Source organism: Demequina lignilytica, from assembly GCF_030418305.1.
GTDB lineage: Bacteria > Actinomycetota > Actinomycetes > Actinomycetales > Demequinaceae > Demequina > Demequina lignilytica.
Genome location: NZ_JAUHPX010000005.1, coordinates 69058 through 93720, shown reverse-complemented (window position 1 = coordinate 93720; position 24663 = coordinate 69058). Strand labels below are relative to the sequence as shown.

The window sequence follows — 24663 nt, the reverse complement described above, 5'->3', positions numbered from 1 at the left end:
CTCCCGTCACCACATCACCCGGGGTCCTGACCCCGCACGCAGGCCCGGGCGCTCATCCCCCCGAGCGCCCGGGCCTGCCCATGGGGGAGACTCCCACCCGAGAGACGTAAGAGGTTCCGCATGTCCACCATCGCGCCCGCGCCCGCCGCCGCGGCCCAGCGCGCGCCCGAGCCGCCCGGCCGCCGCCGCCGACGCTCGCCGCTCCCGTACTGGCTCTCCATCCCCGCGGTCCTGGTGCTGATCGCCGGCATGGGATACCCGCTGGTGTGGCAGGTCTGGAACTCGTTCCGCGAGTACGGCCTGGCCCAGCAGTTCGGCCAGGACCCCACGTTCGTGGGCCTCGACAACTACATCCAGCTGCTCACCGACACCGGCTTCTGGGCCGTCCTCGCCAAGTCGATCGTCTTCATGGCGGTCACCGCGCTCGCGACCATGGCGCTGGGCATCGGCGTCGCCCTGCTCATGAAGGCGATCCACGGCTGGGCGCGCGTGGTCCTCCAGATCGCCCTGCTGCTCGCCTGGGCGATGCCGATCGTCGCGCAGATGACGGTGTGGAACTGGCTCATCAACGCCCGCAACGGCGTCATCAACCACCTGCTGTCGCTGCTTCCCGGCGTCGACATGATCGGCCACAACTGGCTGGTCGAGCCGTTGAGCTTCTTCGCCGTCGCCTCGGTCATCATCACCTGGGCCTCGGTGCCGTTCGTCGCGCTGTCCGTCTACGCCGGCCTCACGCAGGTCTCGGACGAGGTGCTCGAGGCCTCCTCCCTCGACGGCGCCACGGGCTTCCAGCAGCTGCGGCTCATCATCATGCCCATCCTGCGCCCGGTGCTCGTGATCCTCCTGCTCCTGCAGATGATCTGGGACCTGCGGGTCTACGCGCAGATCGAGCTGCTGCAGGGCTTCGGCGCCCGCGGCTCGAAGTACGACCTGCTGGGCACGTACATCTACTCCCTCGGCGTGGGCCAGGGGAAGTTCGGCGTCGCCGCCGCGGCCGCGATGCTCGTCATGCTCTTCACCATCGCGCTGTCGTGGGTCTACGTGCGCGAGCTCCTGAAGGAGGACAAGTCGTGACCCGCACGCGCCCCCTGCGCACCGTCGGATCGGTGGTGGCGCTCGTCCTCGCGGTGGCCTGGGCCTTCCCGGTCTACTGGATGATCAACAGCTCGTTCCAGTCCGCCGCGACCATCTCGAAGCTCGAGCCGACCTTCAGCCCCTTCGGAGGCTCGACCGCCAACTACGCCGCGGTGCTCGGAGACTCCGGCTTCGTCGGCGCCCTCAGGATGTCGCTCGTGGTGACGGCGATCGCGCTGGTCGTGTGCATCGTCGTGGCCTTCCTGGGCGCCCTCGCGATCTCGCGCTTCCGCTTCCGCGGGCGCAAGTCGCTCGTCGTCGCCGTGATCCTGGTGCAGATGCTGCCGGCCGAGGCGATGTTCATCGCGCAGTACAAGATGATCTCCGGACTCGGCCTGCTCAACACCATCGCCGGTGTGTCGATCATCTACGTCGCGATGGTGGTGCCGTTCACCATGTGGATGCTCCGCGGCTTCGTCGCGGGCGTCCCGGCGGACCTCGAGGAGGCCGCCATGATCGACGGCTGCAGCCGGTTCGGCGCCTTCATGCGGATCACCTTCCCGCTGCTCGCGCCTGGGCTGGTCGCCTCCGGGGTGTTCGCCTTCCTGCAGGTGTGGAACGAGTTCGCGCTCGCCTCGATCCTGCTGACCTCCGACGCCACCGAGACGCTGCCCCTGTGGCTGCGCAACTTCTCGCAGTCGTCGGCGTTCGGCCAGATCGAGTGGGGTCAGGTCATGGCCGCGTCGACCCTGGTCGCGGTGCCGGTCATCATCTTCTTCCTGGTGGTCCAGTCCCGCATGACCAAGGGCATGGTGGGCGGGGCGGTGAAGGGATGAATCCGCTCGCCGTGCTCATGCCAGGGTTCGTCGGCACGACCCTCCCCGGCTGGCTCGAGACCCGCCTGCGCGACGGTCTCGGCTCGGTGTGCCTGTTCGGCCACAACGTCGAGTCCCCGTCGCAGCTGCGGGTCCTGTGCGACGCGATCCACGCCGCCAACCCCCGCGCGATCATCGCGATCGACGAGGAGGGCGGCGACGTCAGCCGGCTCTACCAGCACGAGGGATCGCCGTTCCCCGGCAACGCCGTGCTCGGACGGCTGGACGATGCGGCGGCCACCGAGGCCGTCGCCGCACGGGTCGGCGCCGAGCTGCGGGCGGTGGGCGTCGACCTCACCCTCGCGCCCGACGCCGACGTCAACTCGAATCCGCTCAACCCGGTGATCGGCGTGCGCAGCTTCGGCGCCGACCCCGCGCTCGTGTCGCGCCACACCGCCGCCTGGGTGCGGGGCGTGCAGAGCGCCGGCGTCTCCGCCTGCGCCAAGCACTTCCCCGGCCACGGCGACACCGCGCAGGACTCGCACCTGGCGCTGCCTCGGGTCGACGCGGACGAGGCCACGCTCGGCGTCCGCGAGCTCCCGCCGTTCGTCGCGGCCATCCGCGCGCGAGCCGCGACGCTCATGACGTCCCACATCCTGGTCCCCGAGCTCGACCCCGAGCTCCCCGCGACCTTCTCGCCGACCATCCTGCGCGGCCTGCTGCGCGAGGGGCTGGGCTTCCAGGGCGTCGTCGTCACCGACGCGCTCGACATGAAGGGAGCGTCCGAGGGACGCGGGATCCCCGCGGCCGCCGTGATGGCGCTCGCGGGCGGCTCCGACCTGCTGTGCCTGGGGTCGAACAACCCCGACGATGAGCTCGGCGCGATCGTCGCCGCCATCGACGCCGCCGTCGCGGACGGCACGCTTCCGGCCGCGCGGCTGCGCGACGCCGGGACCCGCGTGGCCGCGCTCGGCGCGCATCACGAGCGGGTGCGGCGGTCGCGGGTCGTGGACGCGCCTCCGATCATGGACGCGTTCACCGTGGCGACCACCTTCGCCGTCTCGGACCGCGCACGGGCGCTGCTCGCCGGCGACCGGCCGCGGGCCTGGCTGCGCCTCGAGCCCACCGCCAACATCGCGGTCGGCGCCTCCCCGTGGGGCCCGTTCGCCGCGGGCGTGGACGCCGTCGCGACCCTGGGCCCCGAGGGCGACCCCGCATCGTTCGCCGCGGCCGTCCCCGACGGTGCGCTGGCGGTCGTGGTCGGCAAGGACACGCATCGTCACCCGTGGGCGCTGGCGGCGCTGGACGCCGTCCGCGCGAGGGCTGACGTGGTCGCCGTCGACATGGGCTGGCCCGGCGAGGCCGGGGCGGACGTCGCCACCTACGGAGCGTCGCGCCTGGTGGGCGGCGCGCTCCTCGAGCTGATCGGACGCTGACATGCATCTCGGGATCGACATCGGCGGGACCAAGACCGACGCGGTCGTGGTCGACGCCGACGGCGCGGTGCGCGCGCGACGGACGCTGCCCTCGGGGCGGGGCGCCGCCGCGGTGATCGCGGCGGCGCTCGAGGCCGCGCGCGACGCCTGCGCCCAGGTGGGCGTGGAGCCGGCCTCCCTGACCATCGGCATCGGCACGCCTGGCACCGTGGTCGACGGGGTGGTGAGCCACGCGCTCAACCTCCAGGTCGACCGCCTGGACCTGGCCGGCGCCATCGAGGCCGCGCTCGGGGCGCGGCCCACCGTCGACAACGACGTGAACGCGGCCGCGCTGGGTGCGTACCTGCTCGCCGGCGGGGGCGAGCGCTCCATGGCGTACCTCAACCTCGGCACCGGGCTCGCGGCGGGGCTGGTCCTCGACGGGCGGCTCTGGCGAGGCTCCCGCGGGGCGGCGGGCGAGATCGGGCACGTCTCGGTCGACCCGGCGGGACCGATCGGCTCCGATGGCCTTCCCGGCGGCCTCGAGACCTATGCGTCCGGCGCGGGACTGACCCTGCAGTGGGGCGTCGACGGCGCCTCGGGGGCGGACGTGGTCGCCGCCGCCGCCGCGGGCGACGCCCGTGCGCGGGCGATCTGCGACGGCGCGATGTTCGGTCTCGCCTCGGCGGTCCGCGTCCTGGTGCTGACGCTCGACGTCGATGAGGTCGTCGTCGCCGGCGGCATGACCGCCTGGGGCGACGAGCTCATCGGCGGGGCCCGACGCCTGCTCGACGCGTGGGCGGCGACCAGCCCGTTCCTCGCGTCGCTCGACCTGGCCGCCCGGATGCGGCCGCTGGAGCTGGAGGTGCCGGTCGCCGCGATCGGCGCCGCGATGCGAGGAGGTGGACATGGCTGAGGTCATCGTCCTGGAGTCGCCGGCCGCTGCCGGCGCGTTCGTGGCGGCGCATATCGCCGCCGAGGTCCGTGCCCGGCCGGAGTTCACGCTGGGCGTCGCGACGGGCTCGACCCCGCTGCCCGTGTACGAGGGCCTGCGCGCCCAGGCCGCCGCGGGCACCGACTTCGCGCGGATCACGGCCTTCGCGCTGGACGAGTACGTCGGGCTGCCCGCGGGCCACCCGGAGAGCTACCGCGCCGTGGTCGACCGCGAGGTCACGGTCCCGCTCGGGCTCGATCCGGCCCGGGTGAACGTGCCCGACGGCGCGCTCGACGGGATCGAGACCGCCGGTGACCGGTACGAGGCCGCGTTGGCGGCTCACGGCGGCGTCGACCTCCAGCTGCTGGGGATCGGCACCACCGGCCACATCGGGTTCAACGAGCCGGGCTCGTCGTTCGGGTCGTTGACGCGCGTCAAGACGCTCACGGAGCGCACGCGCGAGGACAACGCCCGATTCTTCGACTCGATCGACCAGGTGCCGATCCACTGCGTGACCCAGGGGCTGGGCACCATCCTGCGGGCCCGCCACCTGGTGCTGCTCGCCTTCGGCGAGGGGAAGGCCGAGGCCCTCGCAGCCGCCGTCGAGGGACCCGTCTCCGCCTCGATGCCGGGCTCGGCCATCCAGCTGCATCCCCGCGTCACCGTGGTGGTCGACCCCGCCGCCGCGTCGCGCCTGCGGTTCCGCGAGTACTACCGCTGGGCCCAGGACAACAAGCCGGAGTGGCAGGGGATCTAGGGTCGTGACCATGGACGGGCTCGTCGACATCCACTGCCACGGCGGCGGTGGGCACGACTTCGGCGACACCGTCGACGGCACGCTCGCCGCGGTGGACGCGCACCGTGCCCACGGGACCGCGCGCATCGTCGCCTCCCTGGTGTCGATGCCGATCGAGGGCGTCGCGCGAGCGGCGGCTGTGATCCGCGAGGCCATGCGCCTCGACGATGCGCTGGTCGGGATCCATCTCGAGGGCCCGTTCCTGGCGCCCGCGAGGAAGGGCGCGCACGACCCGTCGGCGCTGGCGGCGCCGGCGCCGGCCGCCGTCGCCGCACTGCTGGACGCGTGCGACGGCACGCTGCGGCAGATCACCGTCGCGCCGGAGCTCCCGGGCGCGGTCGAGGCGATCCGGACGCTGGTCGACGCCGGCGTGGTCGTCGCCGTCGGGCACACCGAGTGCACCGCGGACCAGGCGCGCGCCGCGTTCGACGCGGGCGCGTCGCTGATCACGCACGGCTTCAACGCGATGAGGCCCATCGCGGGGCGCGAGCCGGGGCCGCTGGGCGCCGCGATCGAGGACCCGCGCGTGTCGATCGAGGTGATCGCGGATGGCATCCACGTGGCGCCGGCGAACATCGCGACGCTGTTCCGAGCGGCCCCAGGGCGGGTGGTGCTGGTGACCGACGCGATGAGCGCCGCCGCGGCCGCGCCGGGCCGCTACCTGCTGGGCGGGCTCGACGTGGACGTCACGTCGGACGGACGGGCGGTGCTCGCGGGCACCGACACGCTGGCCGGCTCGACCCTCACGCTCGACCGTGCGGTCGAGGTGTGCGTCGCCGCCGGGGTCGCGCGGGAGGACGCGGTCGCCGCCGCATCATCCGTCCCGGCGCGGGTCATCGGCCTCTGACCCGGACCGCCGGCACCGACCGGCTCCACAGCCCCGGACCACCAGCACCTACCGCTCCAGATCCGGGCAGCTCTTCCGCTCGCTGTGCGGAACGGCATGGCTGGTAGATCGCATCCGGCGGTCGGCGCAGGCGGGGCGGTAGGTGCTGAGCGTCCGGGATGCCTGGTGATGCGGAGTGGTGTGGGTGGGCCCGCCTACTTGAAGACGATGGTGCGGTGGCCGTCCAGCAGGACCCGGTGCTCCGCGTGCCAGCGGACCGCGCGTGCCAGCGCGCGCCGCTCGACGTCCGCGCCGATCGCCGTGAGCGACTCCGGCGTGTAGGTGTGGTCGACGCGCTCGACGTCCTGCTCGATGATCGGCCCCTCGTCGAGGTCGGACGTCACGTAGTGCGCGGTGGCGCCGATCAGCTTCACGCCGCGGTCGTGCGCCTGGAAGTACGGGCGCGCGCCCTTGAAGCTCGGCAGGAACGAGTGGTGGATGTTGATCGCGCGTCCGCGCAGCGCCTCCGACAGGTCGGGCGACAGGATCTGCATGTAGCGCGCGAGCACGACCAGCTCCGCGTCCAGCTCCTCGACCAGCGACAGCAGCGCCGCCTCGGCGTCGGGCTTGCTGTCCGCGGTGACGGGGATGTGATGGAACGGCTTGCCGTAGAACGCGGCCAGGTCCTGCAGCGTCGGGTGGTTGCCGACCACCGCGACGATGTCGACCGGGAGGGTCTTGGCGCGCTCGCGGAACAGCAGGTCGTTCACGCAGTGCGCCGACTTCGAGACCATCACGATGGTGCGCATCCGCCGGCCCGCGACGTCGAGGCGCCAGGTCATGCCGAAGCGGTCGCCGACGCGCCCGATGGCGGTCTCGAGCTCGCCCTGGGGTGCGGCCGAGGCGAACTCGACGCGCATGAAGAACAGCCCGGTGTCCGGGTCGCCGAACTGCTGGGACTCCGTGATGTTGCCGTCGTGCTCCGCGAGCGCGCCGGACACCGCGTGCACGATTCCGGGCTGGTCGGGGCAGGACAGGCTGAGGACCCAGGACGACGTCATGCGGACAAGGGTACCGAGGCGCATGGCAGGGACGATGCGCGGGTCACGTTTCCGCGTCGGACGCCCGGGTCCGGCGCGCGGCATGCCACGATAGGGGCATGAGCGAGGGCGACCAGATCCGGATCGACGTGATCACCGCGGCGGACGCGGGCGAGCTGCTGACCGTGCGCCGGGCGGCGTTCGTCTCCGAGGCGCAGATCTTCAACGACCCCAACATCCCCGCGCTCACGCAGACCCTCGAGGAGCTGGTCGTCGACCTGCAGTCCGAGGACGTGGTGACGCTCGGCGCGTGGCAGGGCCACCGGCTGGTCGGCTCCATCCGGGTCGGCATCGAGGACGACAAGGCGACCATCGGCCGCCTCGCCGTCACCCCCGACCTGCAGGGCAAGGGCATCGGCACGCAGCTGCTGTTCGCCGTGCTCCGCTTCCTGCCCGAGGGTGTCAAGGAGGTCTGGGCGTTCACGGGCCAGAACTCGAAGCACAACATCGCCCTGTACAACGACAACGGCTACGAGCACCAGTTCGACCAGGTCGCCGGCGACCTGACGTACGCCTACCTGCGCAAGGTGCTCGAATCCGGCGCGATCGTCGACGACGAGGGCGAGGACGAGGTCGGCCGCGGCGAGAACTGAGGCCGCCACGCGGGGAGGCGTGGGTCATGTCCTGGTACCAGGACCTGGTGGTCGACACCGGCCGTGCGCCCGCGCTCTGGCTGCTGATCGGCTTCCTGGCCACCTTCGCCGCGACACGCTGGGTGACCCGGCGCATCCGCACCCGTGAGGCCTCCGGCGGGGGCGGGGTGGTCTCGAACATCCACATCGGCGGCGTCCACGTCCACCACCAGGTGTGGGGCATCCTGCTGGTGCTGGTGACCGGCCTGCTCGCCTTCCGCTTCGCTCCCGGCTCGCCATGGCAGGAGATCCTCGCGGCGCTGTTCGGCGCGGGCGCAGCGCTCGCCCTCGACGAGTTCGCGCTCTGGCTGCACCTCGAGGACGTCTACTGGTCCGCGGAGGGCCGGAAGTCCATCGACGCGATCCTCGTGGCAGCAGTGGTCGGTGCCGCGTTCCTGGTGCAGGTCAGCCCGATCGGGATCGCTCCCGACGACGCGGGCAGCGTCGCGGTCTACCTTGTCGCGGTCGCGCTGCATCTGACGTGGGTGGTGGTCGCGTTCCTCAAGGGCAAGCGGCACCTCGGCCTGATCGGCATCGTCGTCCCGCTGGTCTCGCTCGTGTGCGGTCTCCGGTTGGCGAAGCCCACCTCGTTCTGGGCCCGGCGCTTCTACGGCGAGGCGAAGATGACGCGTGCCCTGCACCGCTTCTCCGATGAGTATCAGGCGCGGTGGGATCGGCTGCGCGACCGCATCGGGGGTGCGCACGGGCATCGTGTGCCCGCTGCGATGGATCGGCTGGTGCATGACGAGATCGTCCATGCCACGGTGGACGCGCCCGGCGACGTGCCTCGTGCGCCTCGCGGCCCCGACGCCCGCTGACGCGTCCCGGACCGGTGGCGCGAGAGGCGGCGGTTGGTACACTCTCCCTCGTCGCGACTGGCGCAGTGGGTCACCCACAGGGAGCGGCGAGCAGCACCTCGACTCTTGGTCGCACGCCTGGGCCACTGGTCACCGGAACGTAGGGATGCCGGCGACCCGCCGGCGTGATGAGAGAGGCCACCATGAGCACCGACTCCAGCGCCACCGCAGCGGTGATGAACGCCACGCTGCAGGACTTCGACCCCGAGATCGCCCAGGTCCTCGACCGCGAGCTCGACCGTCAGCGGCACTACCTTGAGATGATCGCGTCCGAGAACTTCGTGCCCCGCTCGGTCCTGCAGGCGCAGGGCTCCGTCCTGACGAACAAGTACGCCGAGGGCTACCCGGGCCGCCGCTACTACGGCGGCTGCGAGGAGGTCGACGTCGCGGAGAGCATCGCCATCGAGCGCGCGAAGGCGCTGTTCGGCGCGGAGTACGCGAACGTCCAGCCGCACTCGGGTGCGACCGCCAACGCGGCCGTGCTGCACGCCCTCATCAACGCGGGCGACAAGATCATGGGCCTGTCGCTGGCCCACGGCGGCCACCTCACGCACGGCATGAAGCTCAACTTCTCCGGCAAGCTCTACGACGTCGCCGCCTACGGTCTCGACGAGCAGACCCACCGGATCGAGATGGAGCAGGTGCGCGAGCAGGCCCTCGCCGAGCGCCCCGACGTGATCATCGCCGGCTGGTCGGCGTACCCCCGCCACATCGACTTCGCCGCCTTCCGCGCGATCGCGGACGAGGTGGGTGCCAAGCTGTGGACCGACATGGCGCACTTCGCCGGGCTGGTCGCCGCGGGGCTCCACCCGAGCCCGGTGCCGCACTCGGACGTGGTGTCGACCACCATCCACAAGACCATCGGCGGCCCCCGCTCGGGCATGATCGTCGCGCGTGACACCGTGCTGGCGAAGAAGCTCAACTCGGCGGTGTTCCCCGGGCAGCAGGGCGGCCCGCTCATGCACGTCATCGCGGCGAAGGCGGTCGCCCTGAAGGCCGCGGCGGGCGACGAGTTCAAGGAGCGCCAGGCGCGCGTCCTCGAGGGCGCGCGCATCATCGCCGAGCGCCTCACGTCCCCGGACGCGATCGAGGCGGGCGTGAACGTGGTCACCGGCGGCACCGACGTGCACCTGGTGCTCGCGGACCTCCGCAACTCGCCGCTCGACGGCCAGCAGGCGGAGGACCTCCTCCACGAGGTCGGCATCACCGTCAACCGCAACGCCGTCCCGTTCGACCCCCGCCCGCCGATGGTGACCTCCGGCGTCCGCATCGGCACCGCCGCGCTCGCGAGCCGCGGCTTCGGCGCCGAGGAGTTCACCGAGGTCGCCGACGTGATCGCCACGGCGCTCAAGGGCGGCGCCGACGTGGACGCGCTGCGCGCCCGCGTCGCGAAGCTGGCCGACGAGTTCCCGCTGTACGAGGGCCTCGCCCAGTAATGGCGCAGATCCTCGACGGCAAGGCCACCGCGGCCGCCATCAAGGCCGAGCTCACGGACCGGGTCACGACGCTGCGCGAGCGCGGCGTCGTGCCCGGCCTGGGCACGTTGCTCGTGGGCGAGGACCCCGGCTCGACCTGGTACGTCAACGGCAAGCACGCCGACTGCGCCGAGGTGGGCATCGCGTCGATCCGCGAGGACCTTCCCGCCAGCGCCACCCAGGAGGACATCGAGGCCGCCGTCGCGCGTCTCAACGCCGACCCCGCGTGCACCGGCTTCATCGTGCAGCTCCCCCTGCCCGCGGGCATCGACACCAACCGGGTGCTCGAGCTGATCGATCCCGACAAGGACGCGGACGGCCTCCACCCGACCAACCTCGGTCGCCTGGTGCTGCGCATCTCCGAAGAAGTCGAGTCCAGCCTGCCGTGCACGCCGAAGGGCATCATCGAGCTCATCACGCGCCACGGCGTGGACCTGCGCGGCAAGGAGGTCGTGGTCATCGGGCGCGGCACCACCGTGGGGCGCAGCATCGGCCTGCTCCTCACCCGCAAGGACGTCAACGCGACGGTGACGCTGTGCCACACCGGCACCGCCGACCTCGCCGCTCACACCCGGGGGGCGGACGTGATCGTCGCCGCCGCCGGCGTGCCCGGCATCGTCACCCCCGACATGGTGAAGGACGGGGCCGTGCTCATCGACGTGGGCGTGTCCCGCGTCACCGACCCGGTCACGGGCAGGTCCAAGGTGGCCGGCGACATCGCCGCGGAGGCCCGTGAGAAGGCGTCCTGGTACTCGCCGAACCCCGGTGGCGTGGGCCCGATGACCCGCGCCATGCTGCTCGCGAACGTGGTCGAGAGCGCGGAGCGGGCGCTCGCCTGAACCGCCGCATCGTCCCGCGCGGGCGGGACGATGCGCGGGCGTCCGCCGTCGGTGGGACCGGGTAGGTTCTAGGCCATGAGAATCGCCTCCGTCAACGTCAACGGCGTCCGCGCCGCCGCCAAGAAGGGCATGGGGGAGTGGCTCGCGTCAGCGGGCTGCGACGTCGTGTGCCTCCAGGAGGTGCGGGCGCCGCTCGAGATCACCGCGGGCCTGCTCGGCGAGGGCTGGCACGTGGTCGAGCAGGCCTGCGAGATCAAGGGCCGCGCGGGCGTCGCCATCGCGTCGCGCACGCCGCTCGACGGTGTGCTCGCGGGGGTCGACGCCCTCGGTGGCGAGATGGGGGAGCCAGTCCACACGGGGCGCTGGATCGAGGCCACCGTCGAGTCCCCGGCGGGCCCCGTGAGGGTGGTGTCGGTCTACCACCACTCGGGCGAGGCCGGCACGCCCAAGATGGATCAGAAGTACGCGCTGCTCGACGCCGCGACGGCGCGCATGGAGGCGCTCCGCGAGGAGTTCGACCGCGTGGTCGTGATGGGCGACGTCAACATCGCGCACGACGAGCGCGACATCAAGAACTGGAAGGGCAACCTCAAGTCGGCGGGCTTCCTGCCGGAGGAGCGCGCGTACCTGACCCGCTGGGCCGAGGCCGGGTGGGTCGACATCCACCGGACCCTCGAGGGCGACCGTCAGGGCCCGTACACCTGGTGGTCCATGCGCGGTCAGGCCTTCGACAACGACGCGGGATGGCGGATCGACTACCAGTTCGCCTCGCCCGTCCTCGCCGAGGCCGCCACGGCGGTGCGGGTCGACCGGCAGGAGTCCTGGGACTCGCGCTGGACGGACCACGCGCCGCTCGTCGTCGACTACGCCCTGTAGACCGTCACACCAGGACGAACGTGGGTTGCGCAAAGCCCTGGCGCACGAACTCCGCGTCGACCAGGTCGGCCACCCGGTCGGCGTCGGTCGCCCGGACCAGCGCGAGCGCCCCGCCGCCGAAGCCGACGCCGATGGTGCGGGCGCCGAGCGCGCCCGCGGCGAACGCCATGTCGACGGCCGCGTCGAGCTGCCGGGTCGACGCCTCGTAGTCGGTGCGCAGGGACCGATGCGACGCGAGCATGAGCGTCCCGATCTCGGTGAACCGGTCGTGCGCGGGGCCCAGGCCGCCGAGCGCCGCCGCGGCCTCCTGGACCCGGCGGTCCTCGGTGATGACGTGCCGCGCGCGGCGGCGCACCACCGGGTCCTCGATGCCGGCCACGCGCTCGACGCCGTCCGGGGCGTCGGCGAGCTCCCTCAGCGACCGCACGCCGAGCGCCTCCGCCGCGAGCGCCGCGTCCCGGCTGCGACGCTTGAACGCGTCCATCCAGTCGTCCCGGCGCTCGCCCGTGTCGATGACGAGGAGGCGCAGGCCGTAGTCGTGGAAGTACAGCGGGTAATGGGTGAGCGTCGGCGGCGCCGTCGCGAAGTCGAGCACCACCGCCTCATCCGCCGAGCAGCGGAGGACGGTGTGCGTGTCGAGCCTGCCGCAGGGGAAGCCCACGTACGCGCTCTCGGCCTCCCAGCAGAGCTCGGCGAGCTCGATCGCGCCCGCCTCGCTGTCGAGCGCCAGGCCCCAGGCCTCGTCGCACGCGCGTGCGACGGCCGTCGTGAGCGACGCGGAGGAGCCGAGGCCCGCCTCGAGCGGGACGCAGCCCACGATCGCGATGTCGAGACCGCTGACCGGGTACCCGCGCTCCACCATGGCCCAGATCACGCCGGAGACGTAGTCGGGCCAGTCGATGCCGGACCCCGGGTGGAGAGCCTCGACCGCACCCTCCCACCGGCGCGGCTCGGTCGGCGGCGGGTTGCCTGACACCATCCTCAGCGCCTGGTCGTGCCGGCGGCGGACGGCGACGAACGTACGGTGCGCGATCGGGACGCACAAGGACAGGCCCTCGGTGTAGTCGGTGTGGTCGCCGATCACGGTGACCCGGCCGGGCGAGGACGCGACCGCGTCGGGATCGCCCTCGAACGCATCGGCGAAGAGCGCGCGCACGCGGTCGGAGCCCTCGTCGAGCGACCAGGGCTCGAGCCAGACGGGCTCGTCGGCGGAGGTGGCGGCGTCCCTCACGCGGCCAATTGTGCCAGCAGGGACGCTGGGGTGGCGCGGGCGCCGTGACATGATGAAGGCGTTCGCGCGAGGAGGTCCCGATGCCACGCAAGCCCGCCCAGCCGGTCGATCCGGAGGACGCCGCCCCGCTCGAGGCGGCCGCCGATCCTGCCCCGGACCTGCCGCCCACGGTGCCTCCGGCGCCGCCCGCGCCCACCGAGGCGATCCCGGCCGCCGCCGCGCCCTCCGTGCTGGAGCGGATGCGCCGCAACCGCATGGGGTCGCTGGTCGCCGCCCTGGTCGTCGGGATCGCGGTGGGGCTGCTGCTCGCGGTGCTCGTGCCGTCGGAGCCGAACCTCTACGCGATGGTGGTGCTCGGCGTGCTGATCACCGCCGCGGTGGGGTTCACGGTGCGCTACCTCTCGCGCTCGCGCGGGATCGGGGCGCAGGCGGTCGCGTTCGTGGGCACGGTGGTCGGGATCCACGTGATGGCCGTGACCGGCGCGGTCGACGGCATCGGCGCGGGCCGCCTGCTGGACATGATCGGCTTGAGCGGACCCGGCTTCGACGATGCGCTGCTCGCCGCGCTCGCGACGCCCGCCGTGTCGACGGGCGGGGTGCTCGCGGGACTGGTGGCCGCGATCATCGCGGGCTGGGGCCCGCGCGACGACGACTCCTAGCGGCTCACGGGCGTGACGCCCAGCGAGCGTCCCGCGAGGCCGCGACGGCGCGACGTGAGGGTGCGCGCGACGCCGCGGAGGGCCTGGGCGGCCGTCGAGTCGGGGTCGGACACCACCACGGGGGTGCCTGCGTCGCCGGCCTCGCGGGCCGCGATGTCGAGCGGGACCTGCCCGAGCAGCGGCACCTGCGTTCCGAGCACGCTCGACAGGCGCGAGGCGACCGTCGAGCCGCCGCCCTCGCCGAACAGGTGGAGGCGCGAGCCGTCGGGCTGCTCGAGCCAGGCCATGTTCTCGATCACGCCGACCACGTTCTGGGACGTCTGGGTCGCGATCGCGCCCGCTCGCTCGGCGACGCCAGCCGCGGCCGACTGGGGCGTGGTCACCACGACGATCTCCGCGTGCGGCAGCAGCTGCGCCGTCGAGATCGCGATGTCGCCGGTGCCCGGCGGCAGGTCGAGCAGGAGGACGTCGAGGTCGCCCCAGTACACGTCGGCGAGGAACTGCTCGATCGCGCGATGCAGCATCGGGCCGCGCCACACGACGGGCTGGCCCTCGGGCACGAACATGCCGATCGAGACGGCCTTCACCTCGTGGGCGATGGGCGGCAGGAGCATGTCGTCGAGCCGGGTCGGCTGGCCGGTCACCCCGAGCATGCCGGGGATCGAGAACCCGAAGATGTCGGCGTCGAGCACGCCCACCTTCAGGCCGTCCTGCGCCATGGCCGCGGCGAGGTTGGTGGTCACGGTCGACTTGCCGACGCCGCCCTTGCCGGAGGCGATCGCGTAGACCCGCGTCATGTTGCCCGGCTGGGTGAACTGGATGACGGGCTCGGGCTTGCCGCCGCGGAGCTGCGCGCGCAGCCCCTGGCGCTGCTCGTCGCTCATGACGCCGAGCTCGATGCGGACGTCGACGACCTCGGGAACCGTGCGCGCCGCGGCGTCGACGTCGCCCGTGATCCGGTCGCGCATCGGACAGCCCTGGGTGGTGAGGTCGATACCGATGACCGCGGTGGAGCCGTCGACCTCGACGGAGCGGACCATGCCGATCTCCGTGATGGGCCGGCGGATCTCCGGGTCGATGACCGTCGCGAGGGCGTCGCGGATGAGATCGGCGGTAGGCATGGCGTCCATCGTAGGCCGTGCGCGCCCGGCTCCGGTGCGGACCGGGCGGCGGTCGACGACGCGCCGATGCGGCGTTCGTCACAGGATGCTCGCGCACGACGTCGCGGGACGATACGGTGCGAGAAGTGCCTGAGGGGGCACGTCGTACGCATCGTGGCGTCACCATGCTGGGGGGAACCACATGTCGGAGCATCACTCCGTCGCGCCTGCGAGCGCGCGCGCAGCCGAGCCTGCGCGCGAACGCCCGCCGCGCCTGTTCATGCCCGAGGAGCTGCCGGACGAGCAGCCGGGCATCCGGTCGATGCCGCCCGCGTGGGACGCGGTGCAGCTGCAGATCGACTCGTCTCCGCGGCTCCCGGAGGCGGTGGTGGCGGAGCCTGCGCAGCCCCGGCGCGCGCCCGGGGCCGGCCTGCTCGCCGGTGCGGGTCTGGGGCTCGTCGCCGCCGCGGTGGTGGGCCTCGTCCTGGTGGTCGACACGACGATCGGCGGAGCGGTCTCGCCGCTGATCGGGGCGGCCGTCGGGTTCGGCGTCACCGGGGTGGTCGGCGCGATGCCGGCTCGGCTCGGTCTCGCGGCCGGCGCGATCGCGGCCCTCGAGTACGGCGTCGCGGTGCTGTGGGCCTCGACGCTCGCCGCGAGCGCGGCCGCGGGGCGCGTCGCGGACGGGGCCGTCCAGGTCACCGGGATGGAGGTGCACGCGTTGGTGGCGGACTGGTTCTCGCAGCCCGTCGCCTACGTGTTCCTCGTGATCGCGGTGCTGCCGGTGGTGGTCGCCCAGCTCGTGAGCGAGCGTCGGCGGGGCTGAGCGCGGTTCAGGAGGGGCGCGTCGGCGTGGCCTTGGTACGTCGCGCCGGCTTGCGCGCGGGCTCGGGGCGCTCCCCGGCGTCCTCCTCCGCCTCGTCCTCGGCGCGGAGCTCCTCGAGCAGCGCGCGCAGCTCGGAGCGCACGAAGTCGCGGGTCGCGGTCTCGTTGATCGCCTGACGGAGCGCCGCGACCTCGCGGGCGAGGTACTCGGTGTCCGCGAGGGAGCGCTCGGCCCGCTGACGGTCCTGCTCCGCCGCGACGCGGTCGCGGTCGTCCTGCCGGTTCTGGGCGAGCAGGATGAGCGGGGCGGCGTAGGACGCCTGCAGCGACAGCATCAGGGTGAGCAGGGTGTAGCCGAACTCCGCCGAGTCGAAGCGGAGGCCCTCGGGCGCCCACGTGTTCCACGCGAGCCACGCGGCGCAGAAGACCGTGAGGTACACGAGGAAGCGGGGGGTGCCGAGGAAGCGCGCGATGCCCTCCGACACCACGCCCACGCGGTCGGAGTTGCTGGAGCGGCGCCGGAACAGGCCGCGCTCGGCGCCCTTGGGGCGGTCGAGACGTGCGTCAGCCACGGGCACCTCCCGCCGCGGGCTCGTCCTCGTCCATGTGCTCGCGCCAGTCGCTGGGCAGCAGGTGGTCGAGCACATCGTCGATCGACACGGCGCCGACGAGGCGGTGGTCGTCGCTCACCACGGGCAGCGCGAGGATGTCGTACGCGGCCATGCGGCGGGCGACGTTGGACAGACGGTCGTCCGGGTGCAGAGGTGCGATCGCCGGGTCGACGAAGTTGCCGATCGGGTCATGCGGCGGCTCGCGGAGCAGGCGCTGGATGTGCACCATCCCGATGTACCGACCCGTGGGGGTCTCCAGGGGCGGCCGCACCACGAACACCATGGAGGCGAGCGCGGGCGCCAGCTCCTGCTTGCGCACCAGCGCGAGGCATGTGGCGACGGAGGTCTCGGGACCCACGAGGACGGGCTCGGTCGTCATGAGGCCGCCGGCCGTGTCGTCCTCGTAGCCCAGGAGCTGCTCGACGTTGCGGGCCTCCTCGGGCTCCATCAGCTCGAGCAGCGCCGCCGCCTTGGCCGCCGGCAGGTCGCCGAGGAGGTCCGCCGCGTCGTCGGGGTCCATGGCCTCGAGCACGTCCGCGGCACGCTCGGACTTGAGCGTCGAGAGGAGCGTGATCTGGTCCTCCTCGGGCAGCTCCTCGAGCACGTCGGCGAGCCGCTCGTCGTCGAGAGCGGCGGCGATCTCCGCGGAGCGGGACGGCGCCATCTCCATGAGCGCGGCCGCGAGGTCGGCGGGCTTGTGGTCCTGGAACGCCTCGATGACCAGCGCGGCGCCCTGGTTCTTGTCGCGCACGGACAGACCCGTCACCTGGTCGGCATCGACCACCAGGGACTCGCCACGGCGCGAGAAGCCGAGGACGCCCCTGCGCCGCTCCGCCCGGCGCACGTAGAGCTTGGTGACGCGCCAGGTCTTCAGCTTGTCCTGCTCGATCGCGATGTCCTCGATGTACGCCGTCGAGCGGTCCTCCTTGAGCTTCACGGAGCGCTCGAACAGCTCCGCGATCGCGAGGGACTCGCCCTGGCGGGCCTTGAAGCGGCGCAGGTTCACCACCCCGGTGCAGATGACCTGGCCCGGGGAGATGGAGGTGACGCGGGTGAGCGGCATGAAGACGCGCCGGCGACCCGGCACCTCGACCACCAGGCCGACCGCCGTCGGCGGCTGGCCACCGGTGCGCCGGACGACGACGACGACGTCGCGGACGCGGCCCACCGCGTCGCCGATGGGATCGAAGACCGGGGTGCCCGCGAGACGCGCGACGTAGACGCGGTCGACTGCGGTGCTCATGCGCCCAGCGTAGTCCCGCGATCCGGCACGACCGGGGACCCCGGCGCGGGGCCGGACGCGCGCGTCAGCCGCGCACCCGGGTCCACGCGTCGAGGATCGCGGAGGCGCTCACGTGGACGTCGTCGCGCGTGGTCGCCTGGTCCGACACGGACAGTCGCATCGCGTGGCGACCCTTCCAGACCGTGCCTCCGGCCCACAGGGCGCCCTCCTGCTGCACGAGGCCGATGACCGCGTCCGTCACCGCATCGTCACCGGTGCCGCCCGTCGCGGCGCCGAAGGCGACCAGCACCTGATTCAGCGCGACCGGCGCCAGGATCTCCGCGCCGCCAGCCTCGAGAAGCGCCGCCAGGTCACGCGCATGGGCGCAGGTGCGCCCGATCAGGTCGGCGACGCCGTCGCGCCCGTTCGCGGCGAGCATCGCCCACGTCTCGATCCCGCGGGCGCGCTGCGACATCTGCATCCCCAGATGCATGGCCTCCCGGTCGCCCGTCTCCGGGAGGTAGGCCGCACGCATCGACATCGCGCGCTCGAGGTCGGCGCGCTCGCGGACGATCGCGATGCCCGAGTCGTACGGCACGTTCAGCCACTTGTGGGCGTCGGTGCCCCAGGAGTCGGCGAGCTCCATGCCGGCGACGGCGTCTCGCAGCCCCGGAGCGACGGCTGCCCACATGCCGAAGGCGCCGTCGACGTGGACCCAGCCGCCGCGCTCCCGAACCCGGGGGATGATCCGCGCGAACGGATCCGAGGCGCCTGTGTTGACGTTGCCGGCCTGCAGCACCACCAGCGTGAGGTGGTCGGTGTCCCCGGGGAAGGCATCGGCGATCACCGCTCCGGTCGCGTCCGTGGGGACCCGCTCCACGCGGTCCACCCCGAGCCCGGCGAGGCGCAGCGCCTTGAGCGCCGAGACGTGGCACTCCTCGCCGGTGATCACGCGGATCGGGGGCGCGCCGAACAGTCCTTGCGCGGACGCGTCCCAGCCGGCGCGGGCGAGGAGCGCGTCGCGGCCGGCGAGGATCCCCGTGAGGTTGGCGAGGGTCGCGCCCGGGGTGAACGTCGCGGTCGCCCCGGCCGGGAGTCCGAGCAGGTCGACCACCCATGCGGCGGCGACCTCGTCGAGCACCGCGGCGACCGGTGACATCACCGGGAGCGCGGCGTTCTGATCCCACTGTCCGGCGAGGACGGAGGCGGCGCCCGCGGCGGCGTCGACGCCGCCGTTGACGAACCCGAAGTACCGTCCGCGCGCCTGCGCCATCGTGGCCGGGGAGCCGAGCGCGTCGAGCTCCGCGAGCACGTCGCGGGCGTCGCGCGGCGCCGTCTGGAGAGGTCGGCGGAAGGCCGCGAGCGCCGCGACCGCATCGGCGGGCGGGGCGACGGGACGATGCTCGAGGCCGGTCAGGTACGCGCTCGCGCGGCGCGCGGCATCGGAGACGAGCGTGGCGCGTGCGGCGAGACTCGCGGGCACGGCGGCGACGGTGGGTTCCGGGGCGTCCATCTCCCGATCGTATGCCTGCGGTGGCACCGCTGCTCCAGGGCCAGAACCAAAGGTCCTGGCCCTTGTTCTCGGGGGCCACTTCGCGCTGTGATGGACCCATGCGCACCACCGCCGACCAGCTCTCGGGAGTCCTCGACCACTGGCGCTCGGGCACGGGCCCGCTCTACCAGCAGCTCGCGGACGCCATCGTGGCGCTCGCGGAGGCCGGCTCGCTCGAGCACGGCGCGCGGATGCCGTCCGAGCGCGCGCTAGCGACCCGCCTCCACCTCTCCCGCAACACGGTCACCGCCGCGTACCAGCGCTTGCGTGACCAGGGATGGCTCGACGCGTCCCCCGGCTCCGCGCCTCGCCTGGGCACGCGGTCGCGCGGCGTCTCCGCGCTCACCGCGCAGGACCGCTTCTCGCGCATCCTCGTGGGCCAGCAGGAGCCGCTCGTGGCCCTCAACACCGCCTCGCCGCCGCCCGCCCCGGTGGTCGCCGAGGCGCTGGCCCGCCCCGAGGCCTTCCTCGGAGGGCTGGCCGCGATCGGCAACGGCTATGCGGCGCTGGGGGACCGCGACCTCACCCTGGCGATCACCGACCACCTGCGCGCGTCGGGCGTCCCCGCGCGGCCCGACGAGGTGGTGGTGACCGCGGGCGCGCAGCAGGCGCTGTGGCTGGCGCTCACGGCGCTCGCCGGGCCGAACACGCCGGTCGCGCTCGAGGGGGTGACCTACCCCGGGGTCTTCGACGCCATCGCCGCGGCCGGCTCGCGCCCGTTCGCGCTGCCGATGACGGAGCGGGGGCTCGACGTCGACGGCGCGGTCAAGATGCTCCGTGCGGCGCTGCCCGACGTCGCGTACGTCACCACGTTCAACAACCCGACCGGGACGGCTCTCGCCGAGGAGCAGGCCGTCCGCCTGCTCGAGGCCGCCGCGGCGAGCGAGACCACCGTGATCGACGACCGCACCATCGGGGAGCTCGCCCTCGACGGACGTCGGCGGCGCCCGTTCGCCTCGCTGGGCACGCGTGCGTCGGTGGTGACCATCGGCGGGATGTCGAAGGTGTTCTGGGGAGGGCTGCGGATCGGCTGGTTGCACACGAACGCGACCCTGGCGGCGCAGCTGCGTCATCGGCGCGCGGCGATGGATCTCGGCAGCCCGGCAATGTTCCAGCGCATGGGCGCGGTGCTGCTGCGCGAGCACTTCGACGCGGCGCTCGCGTGGCGCCTCGACAGCCTGCGGGAGTCGCTCGCGGCAACCGAGGCCGCGATAGGCGAGGCCGGACTCGACTGGGAGCACGTGCGGCCCGCGGGGGGTCCGAGCCTGTGGGTGCGGATGCCCGGCGTCTCCGCCGAGCGCTTCGCCGAGCGCGCCGAGCGCGCGGGCGTCCCCGTGGTCGCCGGCGCTGCCTTCTGCGTGGTGCCTGGTCAGGGATCGGACCGCTTCCGGCTGCCGTTCTACCTGCCGCCCGAGCAGATGCGGCTCGGCATCAAGACCCTCGCGGAGCGCGCGGCCTGACGTCCGGCCTCACGCCGCGGCGAGCTCCACGGACCGCAGCCGTGCCGCCGGGTCGAGCGACGGGTGCACGGTGATGAGCTCGTCGGCGCGGGCCTCCTCCGCGAACGACTCGAGGCTCGCGCGAACCTCGGCGGGGGTCCCGACCGCCGCCTTCGACATCATCGTGGCGATGGACGCGCCCTGCGGTGTGGCGAGGAACGCGTCGATCTCCTGGTCGCTGTGGTCCCTCGCGACGGGGCCGCGGGCGATCATCGAGCGCACCCGCTGGCGCCGGGCGGCTGCGAGCTGCTCCCGCGCATCGTCCCCGTCCTCGGCGGCGACCACGTTGACCCCGGCGATCACATACGGCGCCGGATGCGCGGGCGACGGCTGGTAGGTGCCGCGGTACAGGGCGACGGCCTCGGTGAGGGCCTGCGGCGCGAAGTGCGAGGCGAACGCGTACGGCAGGCCCAACCGGGCGGCGAGCTGCGCGCCGAACAGCGAGGATCCGAGCACGTACAGCGGGACGCGGGTGTCGGCGCCTGGGGTGGCTCGGACGCCGTCCGAACGGTCGTCGCCCGCGAGTAGCCCCTGCAGCTCGACCACGTCCGCGGGGAAGCGGTCCGAGGCCTCCGGAGACCGTCGCAGCGCCGTGTACACGGCGCGATCGCCGCCCGGCGCGCGCCCCAGCCCGAGGTCGATGCGCCCGGGGTGGAGCTCGGCGAGCGTGCCGAACTGCTCGGCGATCACGAGCGGCGAGTGGTGAGGCAGCATCACGCCTCCGGCCCCCAGGCGGATGGTCGAGGTGTGCGCCGCGACGTGCGCGATGACCACCGCCGGAGCGGACGAGGCGATGGTCGCCATCCCGTGGTGCTCGGCGTACCAGACGCGCGTGTAGCCGGCGCGCTCGGCGACCCGGGCGAGGTCCACCGAGTGGGCGAGGCTGGCGGCGGCGGAGCCGCCGGGCGGGATGAAGGCGAGGTCGAGCATGGAGAGGCGGGGCATGCCCGGCCCAACGCCCGCCCGGCGCGGGCTATGCCCGGGCGGCCGGAGCATCGTCACCGCGCGCCCGATCCCGCCGTGCGGGTAGCGTGCGAGAAGGAGGGCTGACGATGCTGCTGTTCTACGTGGACGAGTCCGGCGGGACGTCGATGAGCTTCACCACCCCGCGGCACGGCCGCACGCGGCCGCAGGGCTCGAGCGACCTGTTCGTGCTCGCGGCGGTGGGCATCCACGACTCGTCCCGCGCGCGGCTCGCGCTCGAGTTGCGGGAGGCGAAGTACCGCTGCTTCGGCGAGGGCGCGATGGACCGGCCGTGGAACGACACCGAGCTCAAGGGCACGTTCCTCGCGCACGTGGTGCGCCACCGCGACGGCGAGCGGATGGGCCGCCTCCCCGCGGGCTACTCGGCGTTGCTGGCGCGCGACAAGGTGGACGAGCTCCTCCACAACCTGGGACAGATCTTCGCGAAGTTCCGTCCGCTGGTGTTCGCGACGGTGGTGGACAAGCTCGCGATGGTCGAGCGGGAGGACACGTCGACGGTGATCGGCGCCGCCTACTCGCGGCTCTACGAGCGTGTCGCCCTCACCCTCGACCAGGTCAACGAGGGCGAGGGCGGGCTCTTCGTGGCCGACCAGCAGGACGAGCACGAGGCGTACTTCAGGTCCGGTGCCATGAAGGGCGACCTCGACGGGCTCGCCGCACGCCGCAGCACCAAGCCCAACTTCCGGCTCCTCATCGACAAGCCCGTGTGGATCGACTCGTCGCTGTCGACGTGGGACCGCGAGCTGATCCAGCTCCCCGACCTGGTGGCCTACGCGACCTACGAGTGGTACAAGGTCGGGGGTCCGCCGCAGGGGGCGAACTTCCTGTGGGACAAGATCGAGCCATGCTTCGCCGAGCACTGGAACACCACCAAGGTGCAGCGTGGCGGGATCATCGTGCATCCGGACCCGGGGCGCTACCCGCCGGTCGCGTGACCGTCAGCCGCGGAGGCTCCGCATCCACGCCTCGACGGCATCGGGGTCGCGCGGCAGCGCCGCGGACAGGTTCTCGACACCGTCCTCGGTCATGAGCACGTCGTCCTCGATGCGGATGCCGATCCCGCGCAGCTCCTCGGGGGCGGCCAGGTCGCCCTCCTGGAAGTACAGGCCCGGCTCGATGGTGAACACCATGCCCGGCTCGAGCACGCCCTCCATGTAGAGCTCGCGCTTCGCCTCGGCGCAGTCGTGGACGTCGATCCCGAGGTGGTGCGAGGTGCCGTGCACCATCCAGCGCCGGAACAGCTTCGACTCCGGGTCCTCGGATGAGGGGGCGATGCCCCACTCCGTGAGGCGCTTCTCGATCACCTCGACCGCGGCGAAGTGCACGTCGAGGAACCGGGCGCCGGGGCGCGCCGCGGCGAACGCCGCGTCGGCCGCCTCGAGGACGATCTGGTAGACGCGGCGCTGGAGCGGCGTGAACTCGCCCCCGATCGGGAACGTGCGCGTGACGTCGGCGGTGTAGAGGCTCTCGACCTCGACACCCGCGTCGAGCAGCAGCAGGTCGCCCTCGCGCACCTGGCCGGTGTTCGCGATCCAATGCAGGGTGGTCGCGTGCGGTCCGGCCGCGGCGATGGTCTCGTAGCCGACCGCGTTGCCCTCCTCGCGAGCATGGCCGTCGAAGGTCGCCTCGATGACCCGCTCGCCGCGCTTGTGGGCGATGGCGCGGGGCAGCTGTCCGATCGCGCGCTCGAAGCCGGCGACCGTGGCGTCCACGGCGTCGCGCAGCTGCTGGACCTCGTACTCGTCCTTCACGAACCGCATCTCGGCGAGCGCGACGCGGACCTTCTTGTGCGGCTGGCTCGCGGTGCGGATCTTGGGCAGCTCGGACAGGCGCGCCGTCGCGATCCCGGTCATGGCCGCGAACTCCTCGAGGCCCGGGCGGCGCCCGATCCAGAACTCGCCCGCGGCGGGGTCGGAGTAGAAGCCCTCGTCGCCGGGCTGCGCGGGCGGGACCAGGTACAGCGTCGAGTCGTGCCCGCCGGCCTCACGCGGCTCCATCACCAGGATCGCGCCGGGCTCGTGGTCCACGCCCAGACCGGTGAGGTACGCGAAGTCCGAGGAGGGGCGGAAACGATAGTCCGTGTCGTTGGAGCGCGTCTTCAGGGTGCCCGCCGGCACGACGATGCGCTCGCCGGGGAAGCGCGCGCTGAGGCGCTCGCGACGGGCGGCGGCGTAGGGCGCCGCGGCGATCCTGGTGACCTCGACGTCCTCGTGCGGCGCCCAGTGCGCTCCCATGAAGTCCTTGAACTCCGTGGTGGTGGGGCGCCCGGTGCGGGCCTTGTTCGTCTGGTCCTTGTCGCTCACCCGGACATGGTCGCACGAGCGGGACCGGCCCCAGGTCCGAGCGCCTACGCTGGAGCCGTGCGCATCGACCTCCACACCCACTCGACCGTGTCGGACGGGACCGGCACGCCCGAGCAGGTGATGCACGAGGCGTACGAGGCGCGGCTCGACATCGTGGCCCTCACCGACCACGACTCGATCGACGGCTGGGGCGAGGCGTCCGAGGTCGCGTCGGGGCTCGGGCTCGGCTTCGTGCCGGGCATCGAGATCTCCGCCAAGGACCGCTGGGTCTCGATCCACATGCTCGCGCTGTGGCCCCGTCCCTTCGACGAGGACCTGGTGGCGATGCTCGCCCGCACGCGCGCGGCCCGGCTGACCCGGGCGCGGGAGATGGTGGGGCTCATCGCCGCCGACTACCCGATCACCTGGGACGACGTGATGGAGTTCTCGGGCGACGCCGCGACGGTGGGACGGCCGCACATCGCGGACGCGCTGGTCGCGCGGGGGTGCTTCCCGTCCCGCGACGCGGTGTTCGCCGACGTGCTGCACAACGGCTCGGCCTACTACGTGCCGCACTACGCGCCCGACGTCCACGACGCGGTGCGCGTGATCCGCGCCGCGGGCGGGGTGCCGGTGTTCGCCCACCCGGCCGCGCACGCGCGCGGCAAGGTGGTGCCCGACCGGGTGATCCGGTCGCTCGCCGCCGCGGGCCTCGCGGGCCTCGAGATCGATCACCGCGATCACGACGACGCCTCCCGGACCCGGCTGCACGACCTGGCCGCGAAGCACGGACTGGTCCCCACCGGCTCCTCGGACTACCACGGCGACGGCAAGCTCAACCGGCTCGGGGAGAACCTCACGTCACCGGAGGCATACGAGGCGCTGCGAGCCCAGCGGGGCTAGGGTCCGCGACCCGAGCCCGCCCCGGATCCGCGCCCTCGCGCCTCCGGCCTCGTCCCATGAAGCGGATCGTGTCGATCTCGCGCGCCCGCGGCGCCCCCTGAAGAGATACGTGTCGGCGCAGACGCCGCAGGGGCGGGACCCGTACGGATCCCGCCC

Annotated in this window: 24 protein-coding genes and 1 riboswitch; of the genes, 16 read left to right on the top strand and 8 right to left on the bottom strand. The window is 73.1% G+C overall.

Annotated features, from left to right (window positions below; all coding sequences use genetic code 11):
• Positions 1-120 precede the first annotated feature (120 nt).
• From QQX10_RS09210 to QQX10_RS09185, 6 genes are read left to right on the top strand one after another with little or no spacing between them, the layout of a single operon-like run.
• A complete protein-coding gene (locus QQX10_RS09210) occupies positions 121-1074 on the top strand; it encodes a carbohydrate ABC transporter permease (RefSeq protein ID WP_301119759.1) in 954 nt (317 codons plus the stop codon).
• Positions 1071-1910 carry a carbohydrate ABC transporter permease gene (locus tag QQX10_RS09205; RefSeq protein WP_301119761.1) on the top strand — a complete coding sequence of 280 codons (840 nt, stop codon included), beginning with the start codon at positions 1071-1073 and terminating at the stop codon, positions 1908-1910. The genes QQX10_RS09210 and QQX10_RS09205 overlap by 4 nt, the downstream gene beginning before the upstream one ends.
• On the top strand, positions 1907-3325 hold the full coding sequence (locus tag QQX10_RS09200; protein WP_301119763.1) for a glycoside hydrolase family 3 protein: 1419 nt from the start codon (positions 1907-1909) through the stop codon (positions 3323-3325). Before QQX10_RS09205 ends, QQX10_RS09200 begins: the two co-directional genes overlap by 4 nt.
• A 1-nt stretch (position 3326) precedes the next feature.
• On the top strand, positions 3327-4220 hold the full coding sequence (locus tag QQX10_RS09195; protein ID WP_301119765.1) for an ROK family protein: 894 nt from the start codon (positions 3327-3329) through the stop codon (positions 4218-4220).
• On the top strand, positions 4213-4995 hold the full coding sequence (locus tag QQX10_RS09190) for a glucosamine-6-phosphate deaminase (protein WP_301119767.1): 783 nt from the start codon (positions 4213-4215) through the stop codon (positions 4993-4995). Before QQX10_RS09195 ends, QQX10_RS09190 begins: the two co-directional genes overlap by 8 nt.
• 10 nt (positions 4996-5005) lie before the next feature.
• The gene (locus QQX10_RS09185) at positions 5006-5881 is read left to right on the top strand and encodes an N-acetylglucosamine-6-phosphate deacetylase (RefSeq protein WP_301119769.1); all 876 of its coding nucleotides are present in this window, start codon (positions 5006-5008) and stop codon (positions 5879-5881) included.
• 194 nt (positions 5882-6075) lie between these two features.
• Here QQX10_RS09185 and purU read toward each other — a convergent pair whose 3' ends face one another.
• Complete coding sequence (purU, locus tag QQX10_RS09180; RefSeq protein WP_367281270.1) at positions 6076-6921, bottom strand: formyltetrahydrofolate deformylase; 846 nt, start codon at positions 6919-6921, stop codon at positions 6076-6078.
• A gap of 98 nt (positions 6922-7019) precedes the next feature.
• Here purU and QQX10_RS09175 point away from each other — a divergent pair, with 98 nt between their 5' ends.
• The 5 genes from QQX10_RS09175 (at position 7020) to QQX10_RS09155 (ending at position 11639) form a co-directional block, all read left to right on the top strand.
• The gene (locus QQX10_RS09175) at positions 7020-7553 is read left to right on the top strand and encodes a GNAT family N-acetyltransferase (RefSeq protein WP_301119773.1); all 534 of its coding nucleotides are present in this window, start codon (positions 7020-7022) and stop codon (positions 7551-7553) included.
• Positions 7554-7579: 26 nt separating this feature from the next.
• Entirely contained in the window at positions 7580-8410 is an 831-nt protein-coding gene (locus QQX10_RS09170; protein ID WP_301119775.1) for a hypothetical protein, read from the top strand.
• Positions 8411-8453: 43 nt separating this feature from the next.
• Positions 8454-8540: riboswitch (ZMP/ZTP riboswitch) on the top strand.
• Between the two features lie 52 nt (positions 8541-8592).
• Positions 8593-9885: a serine hydroxymethyltransferase gene (glyA, locus tag QQX10_RS09165; protein WP_301119778.1), complete on the top strand. Its 1293-nt coding sequence runs from the start codon at positions 8593-8595 to the stop codon at positions 9883-9885.
• Positions 9885-10763, top strand: coding sequence for a bifunctional methylenetetrahydrofolate dehydrogenase/methenyltetrahydrofolate cyclohydrolase (locus QQX10_RS09160; RefSeq protein ID WP_301119780.1), 879 nt, complete (start codon positions 9885-9887; stop codon positions 10761-10763). Before glyA ends, QQX10_RS09160 begins: the two co-directional genes overlap by 1 nt.
• A gap of 75 nt (positions 10764-10838) precedes the next feature.
• Positions 10839-11639 (top strand): exodeoxyribonuclease III, encoded by an 801-nt coding sequence (locus QQX10_RS09155; RefSeq protein WP_301119782.1) that lies wholly within the window; start codon positions 10839-10841, stop codon positions 11637-11639.
• A 4-nt stretch (positions 11640-11643) separates the two neighbouring features.
• Here QQX10_RS09155 and QQX10_RS09150 read toward each other — a convergent pair whose 3' ends face one another.
• A complete protein-coding gene (locus QQX10_RS09150; RefSeq protein ID WP_301119784.1) occupies positions 11644-12870 on the bottom strand; it encodes a galactokinase in 1227 nt (408 codons plus the stop codon).
• Positions 12871-12950: 80 nt separating this feature from the next.
• Here QQX10_RS09150 and QQX10_RS09145 point away from each other — a divergent pair, with 80 nt between their 5' ends.
• The gene (locus tag QQX10_RS09145; RefSeq protein ID WP_301119786.1) at positions 12951-13529 is read left to right on the top strand and encodes a hypothetical protein; all 579 of its coding nucleotides are present in this window, start codon (positions 12951-12953) and stop codon (positions 13527-13529) included.
• On the opposite strand, the gene QQX10_RS09140 is transcribed toward QQX10_RS09145, so the two are convergent.
• The gene (locus QQX10_RS09140; protein WP_301119788.1) at positions 13526-14650 is read right to left on the bottom strand and encodes an Mrp/NBP35 family ATP-binding protein; all 1125 of its coding nucleotides are present in this window, start codon (positions 14648-14650) and stop codon (positions 13526-13528) included. The genes QQX10_RS09145 and QQX10_RS09140 overlap by 4 nt on opposite strands.
• Before the next feature lie 181 nt (positions 14651-14831).
• On the opposite strand from QQX10_RS09140, the gene QQX10_RS09135 reads away from it, so the two are divergent.
• The gene (locus QQX10_RS09135; RefSeq protein ID WP_301119790.1) at positions 14832-15455 is read left to right on the top strand and encodes a hypothetical protein; all 624 of its coding nucleotides are present in this window, start codon (positions 14832-14834) and stop codon (positions 15453-15455) included.
• A 7-nt stretch (positions 15456-15462) separates the two neighbouring features.
• On the opposite strand, the gene QQX10_RS09130 is transcribed toward QQX10_RS09135, so the two are convergent.
• The 3 genes from QQX10_RS09130 to QQX10_RS09120 all read right to left on the bottom strand — a co-directional run bounded on the left by QQX10_RS09130 (position 15463) and on the right by QQX10_RS09120 (position 18800).
• Positions 15463-16026, bottom strand: coding sequence for a DUF1003 domain-containing protein (locus QQX10_RS09130; RefSeq protein ID WP_301119792.1), 564 nt, complete (start codon positions 16024-16026; stop codon positions 15463-15465).
• On the bottom strand, positions 16019-17308 hold the full coding sequence (locus QQX10_RS09125) for a magnesium transporter MgtE N-terminal domain-containing protein (protein WP_301119794.1): 1290 nt from the start codon (positions 17306-17308) through the stop codon (positions 16019-16021). Before QQX10_RS09125 ends, QQX10_RS09130 begins: the two co-directional genes overlap by 8 nt.
• Positions 17309-17372: 64 nt before the next feature.
• Positions 17373-18800, bottom strand: coding sequence for a pyridoxal phosphate-dependent decarboxylase family protein (locus tag QQX10_RS09120; RefSeq protein ID WP_301119796.1), 1428 nt, complete (start codon positions 18798-18800; stop codon positions 17373-17375).
• A gap of 98 nt (positions 18801-18898) precedes the next feature.
• Between QQX10_RS09120 and QQX10_RS09115 the strand changes: the two genes are divergently transcribed.
• On the top strand, positions 18899-20299 hold the full coding sequence (locus tag QQX10_RS09115; RefSeq protein ID WP_301119798.1) for an aminotransferase-like domain-containing protein: 1401 nt from the start codon (positions 18899-18901) through the stop codon (positions 20297-20299).
• Between the two features lie 9 nt (positions 20300-20308).
• Here the strand turns inward: QQX10_RS09115 and QQX10_RS09110 are convergent, their stop codons facing one another.
• A complete protein-coding gene (locus tag QQX10_RS09110) occupies positions 20309-21283 on the bottom strand; it encodes an LLM class flavin-dependent oxidoreductase (RefSeq protein ID WP_301119800.1) in 975 nt (324 codons plus the stop codon).
• 107 nt (positions 21284-21390) lie between these two features.
• Between QQX10_RS09110 and QQX10_RS09105 the strand changes: the two genes are divergently transcribed.
• Positions 21391-22257: a DUF3800 domain-containing protein gene (locus tag QQX10_RS09105; protein ID WP_301119802.1), complete on the top strand. Its 867-nt coding sequence runs from the start codon at positions 21391-21393 to the stop codon at positions 22255-22257.
• Between the two features lie 3 nt (positions 22258-22260).
• Here QQX10_RS09105 and QQX10_RS09100 read toward each other — a convergent pair whose 3' ends face one another.
• Positions 22261-23625, bottom strand: a complete 1365-nt coding sequence (locus QQX10_RS09100; RefSeq protein WP_301119804.1) for an aminopeptidase P family protein — start codon at positions 23623-23625, stop codon at positions 22261-22263.
• Positions 23626-23682: 57 nt separating this feature from the next.
• Between QQX10_RS09100 and QQX10_RS09095 the strand changes: the two genes are divergently transcribed.
• Positions 23683-24507 (top strand): PHP domain-containing protein, encoded by an 825-nt coding sequence (locus tag QQX10_RS09095; protein ID WP_301119806.1) that lies wholly within the window; start codon positions 23683-23685, stop codon positions 24505-24507.
• The last annotated feature ends 156 nt before the right edge of the window (positions 24508-24663 follow it).

Coding starts and splice junctions, on each gene's coding strand:
- QQX10_RS09210 (WP_301119759.1), top strand. CDS start 121: ATGTCCACCATCGCGCCCGCGCCCGCCGCCGCGGCCCAGCGCGCGCCC.
- QQX10_RS09200 (WP_301119763.1), top strand. CDS start 1,907: ATGAATCCGCTCGCCGTGCTCATGCCAGGGTTCGTCGGCACGACCCTC.
- QQX10_RS09195 (WP_301119765.1), top strand. CDS start 3,327: ATGCATCTCGGGATCGACATCGGCGGGACCAAGACCGACGCGGTCGTG.
- QQX10_RS09190 (WP_301119767.1), top strand. CDS start 4,213: ATGGCTGAGGTCATCGTCCTGGAGTCGCCGGCCGCTGCCGGCGCGTTC.
- QQX10_RS09185 (WP_301119769.1), top strand. CDS start 5,006: ATGGACGGGCTCGTCGACATCCACTGCCACGGCGGCGGTGGGCACGAC.
- purU (WP_367281270.1), bottom strand. CDS start 6,921: ATGACGTCGTCCTGGGTCCTCAGCCTGTCCTGCCCCGACCAGCCCGGA.
- QQX10_RS09175 (WP_301119773.1), top strand. CDS start 7,020: ATGAGCGAGGGCGACCAGATCCGGATCGACGTGATCACCGCGGCGGAC.
- QQX10_RS09170 (WP_301119775.1), top strand. CDS start 7,580: ATGTCCTGGTACCAGGACCTGGTGGTCGACACCGGCCGTGCGCCCGCG.
- glyA (WP_301119778.1), top strand. CDS start 8,593: ATGAGCACCGACTCCAGCGCCACCGCAGCGGTGATGAACGCCACGCTG.
- QQX10_RS09160 (WP_301119780.1), top strand. CDS start 9,885: ATGGCGCAGATCCTCGACGGCAAGGCCACCGCGGCCGCCATCAAGGCC.
- QQX10_RS09155 (WP_301119782.1), top strand. CDS start 10,839: ATGAGAATCGCCTCCGTCAACGTCAACGGCGTCCGCGCCGCCGCCAAG.
- QQX10_RS09145 (WP_301119786.1), top strand. CDS start 12,951: ATGCCACGCAAGCCCGCCCAGCCGGTCGATCCGGAGGACGCCGCCCCG.
- QQX10_RS09140 (WP_301119788.1), bottom strand. CDS start 14,650: ATGCCTACCGCCGATCTCATCCGCGACGCCCTCGCGACGGTCATCGAC.
- QQX10_RS09135 (WP_301119790.1), top strand. CDS start 14,832: ATGTCGGAGCATCACTCCGTCGCGCCTGCGAGCGCGCGCGCAGCCGAG.
- QQX10_RS09125 (WP_301119794.1), bottom strand. CDS start 17,308: ATGAGCACCGCAGTCGACCGCGTCTACGTCGCGCGTCTCGCGGGCACC.
- QQX10_RS09120 (WP_301119796.1), bottom strand. CDS start 18,800: ATGGACGCCCCGGAACCCACCGTCGCCGCCGTGCCCGCGAGTCTCGCC.
- QQX10_RS09115 (WP_301119798.1), top strand. CDS start 18,899: ATGCGCACCACCGCCGACCAGCTCTCGGGAGTCCTCGACCACTGGCGC.
- QQX10_RS09110 (WP_301119800.1), bottom strand. CDS start 21,283: ATGCCCCGCCTCTCCATGCTCGACCTCGCCTTCATCCCGCCCGGCGGC.
- QQX10_RS09105 (WP_301119802.1), top strand. CDS start 21,391: ATGCTGCTGTTCTACGTGGACGAGTCCGGCGGGACGTCGATGAGCTTC.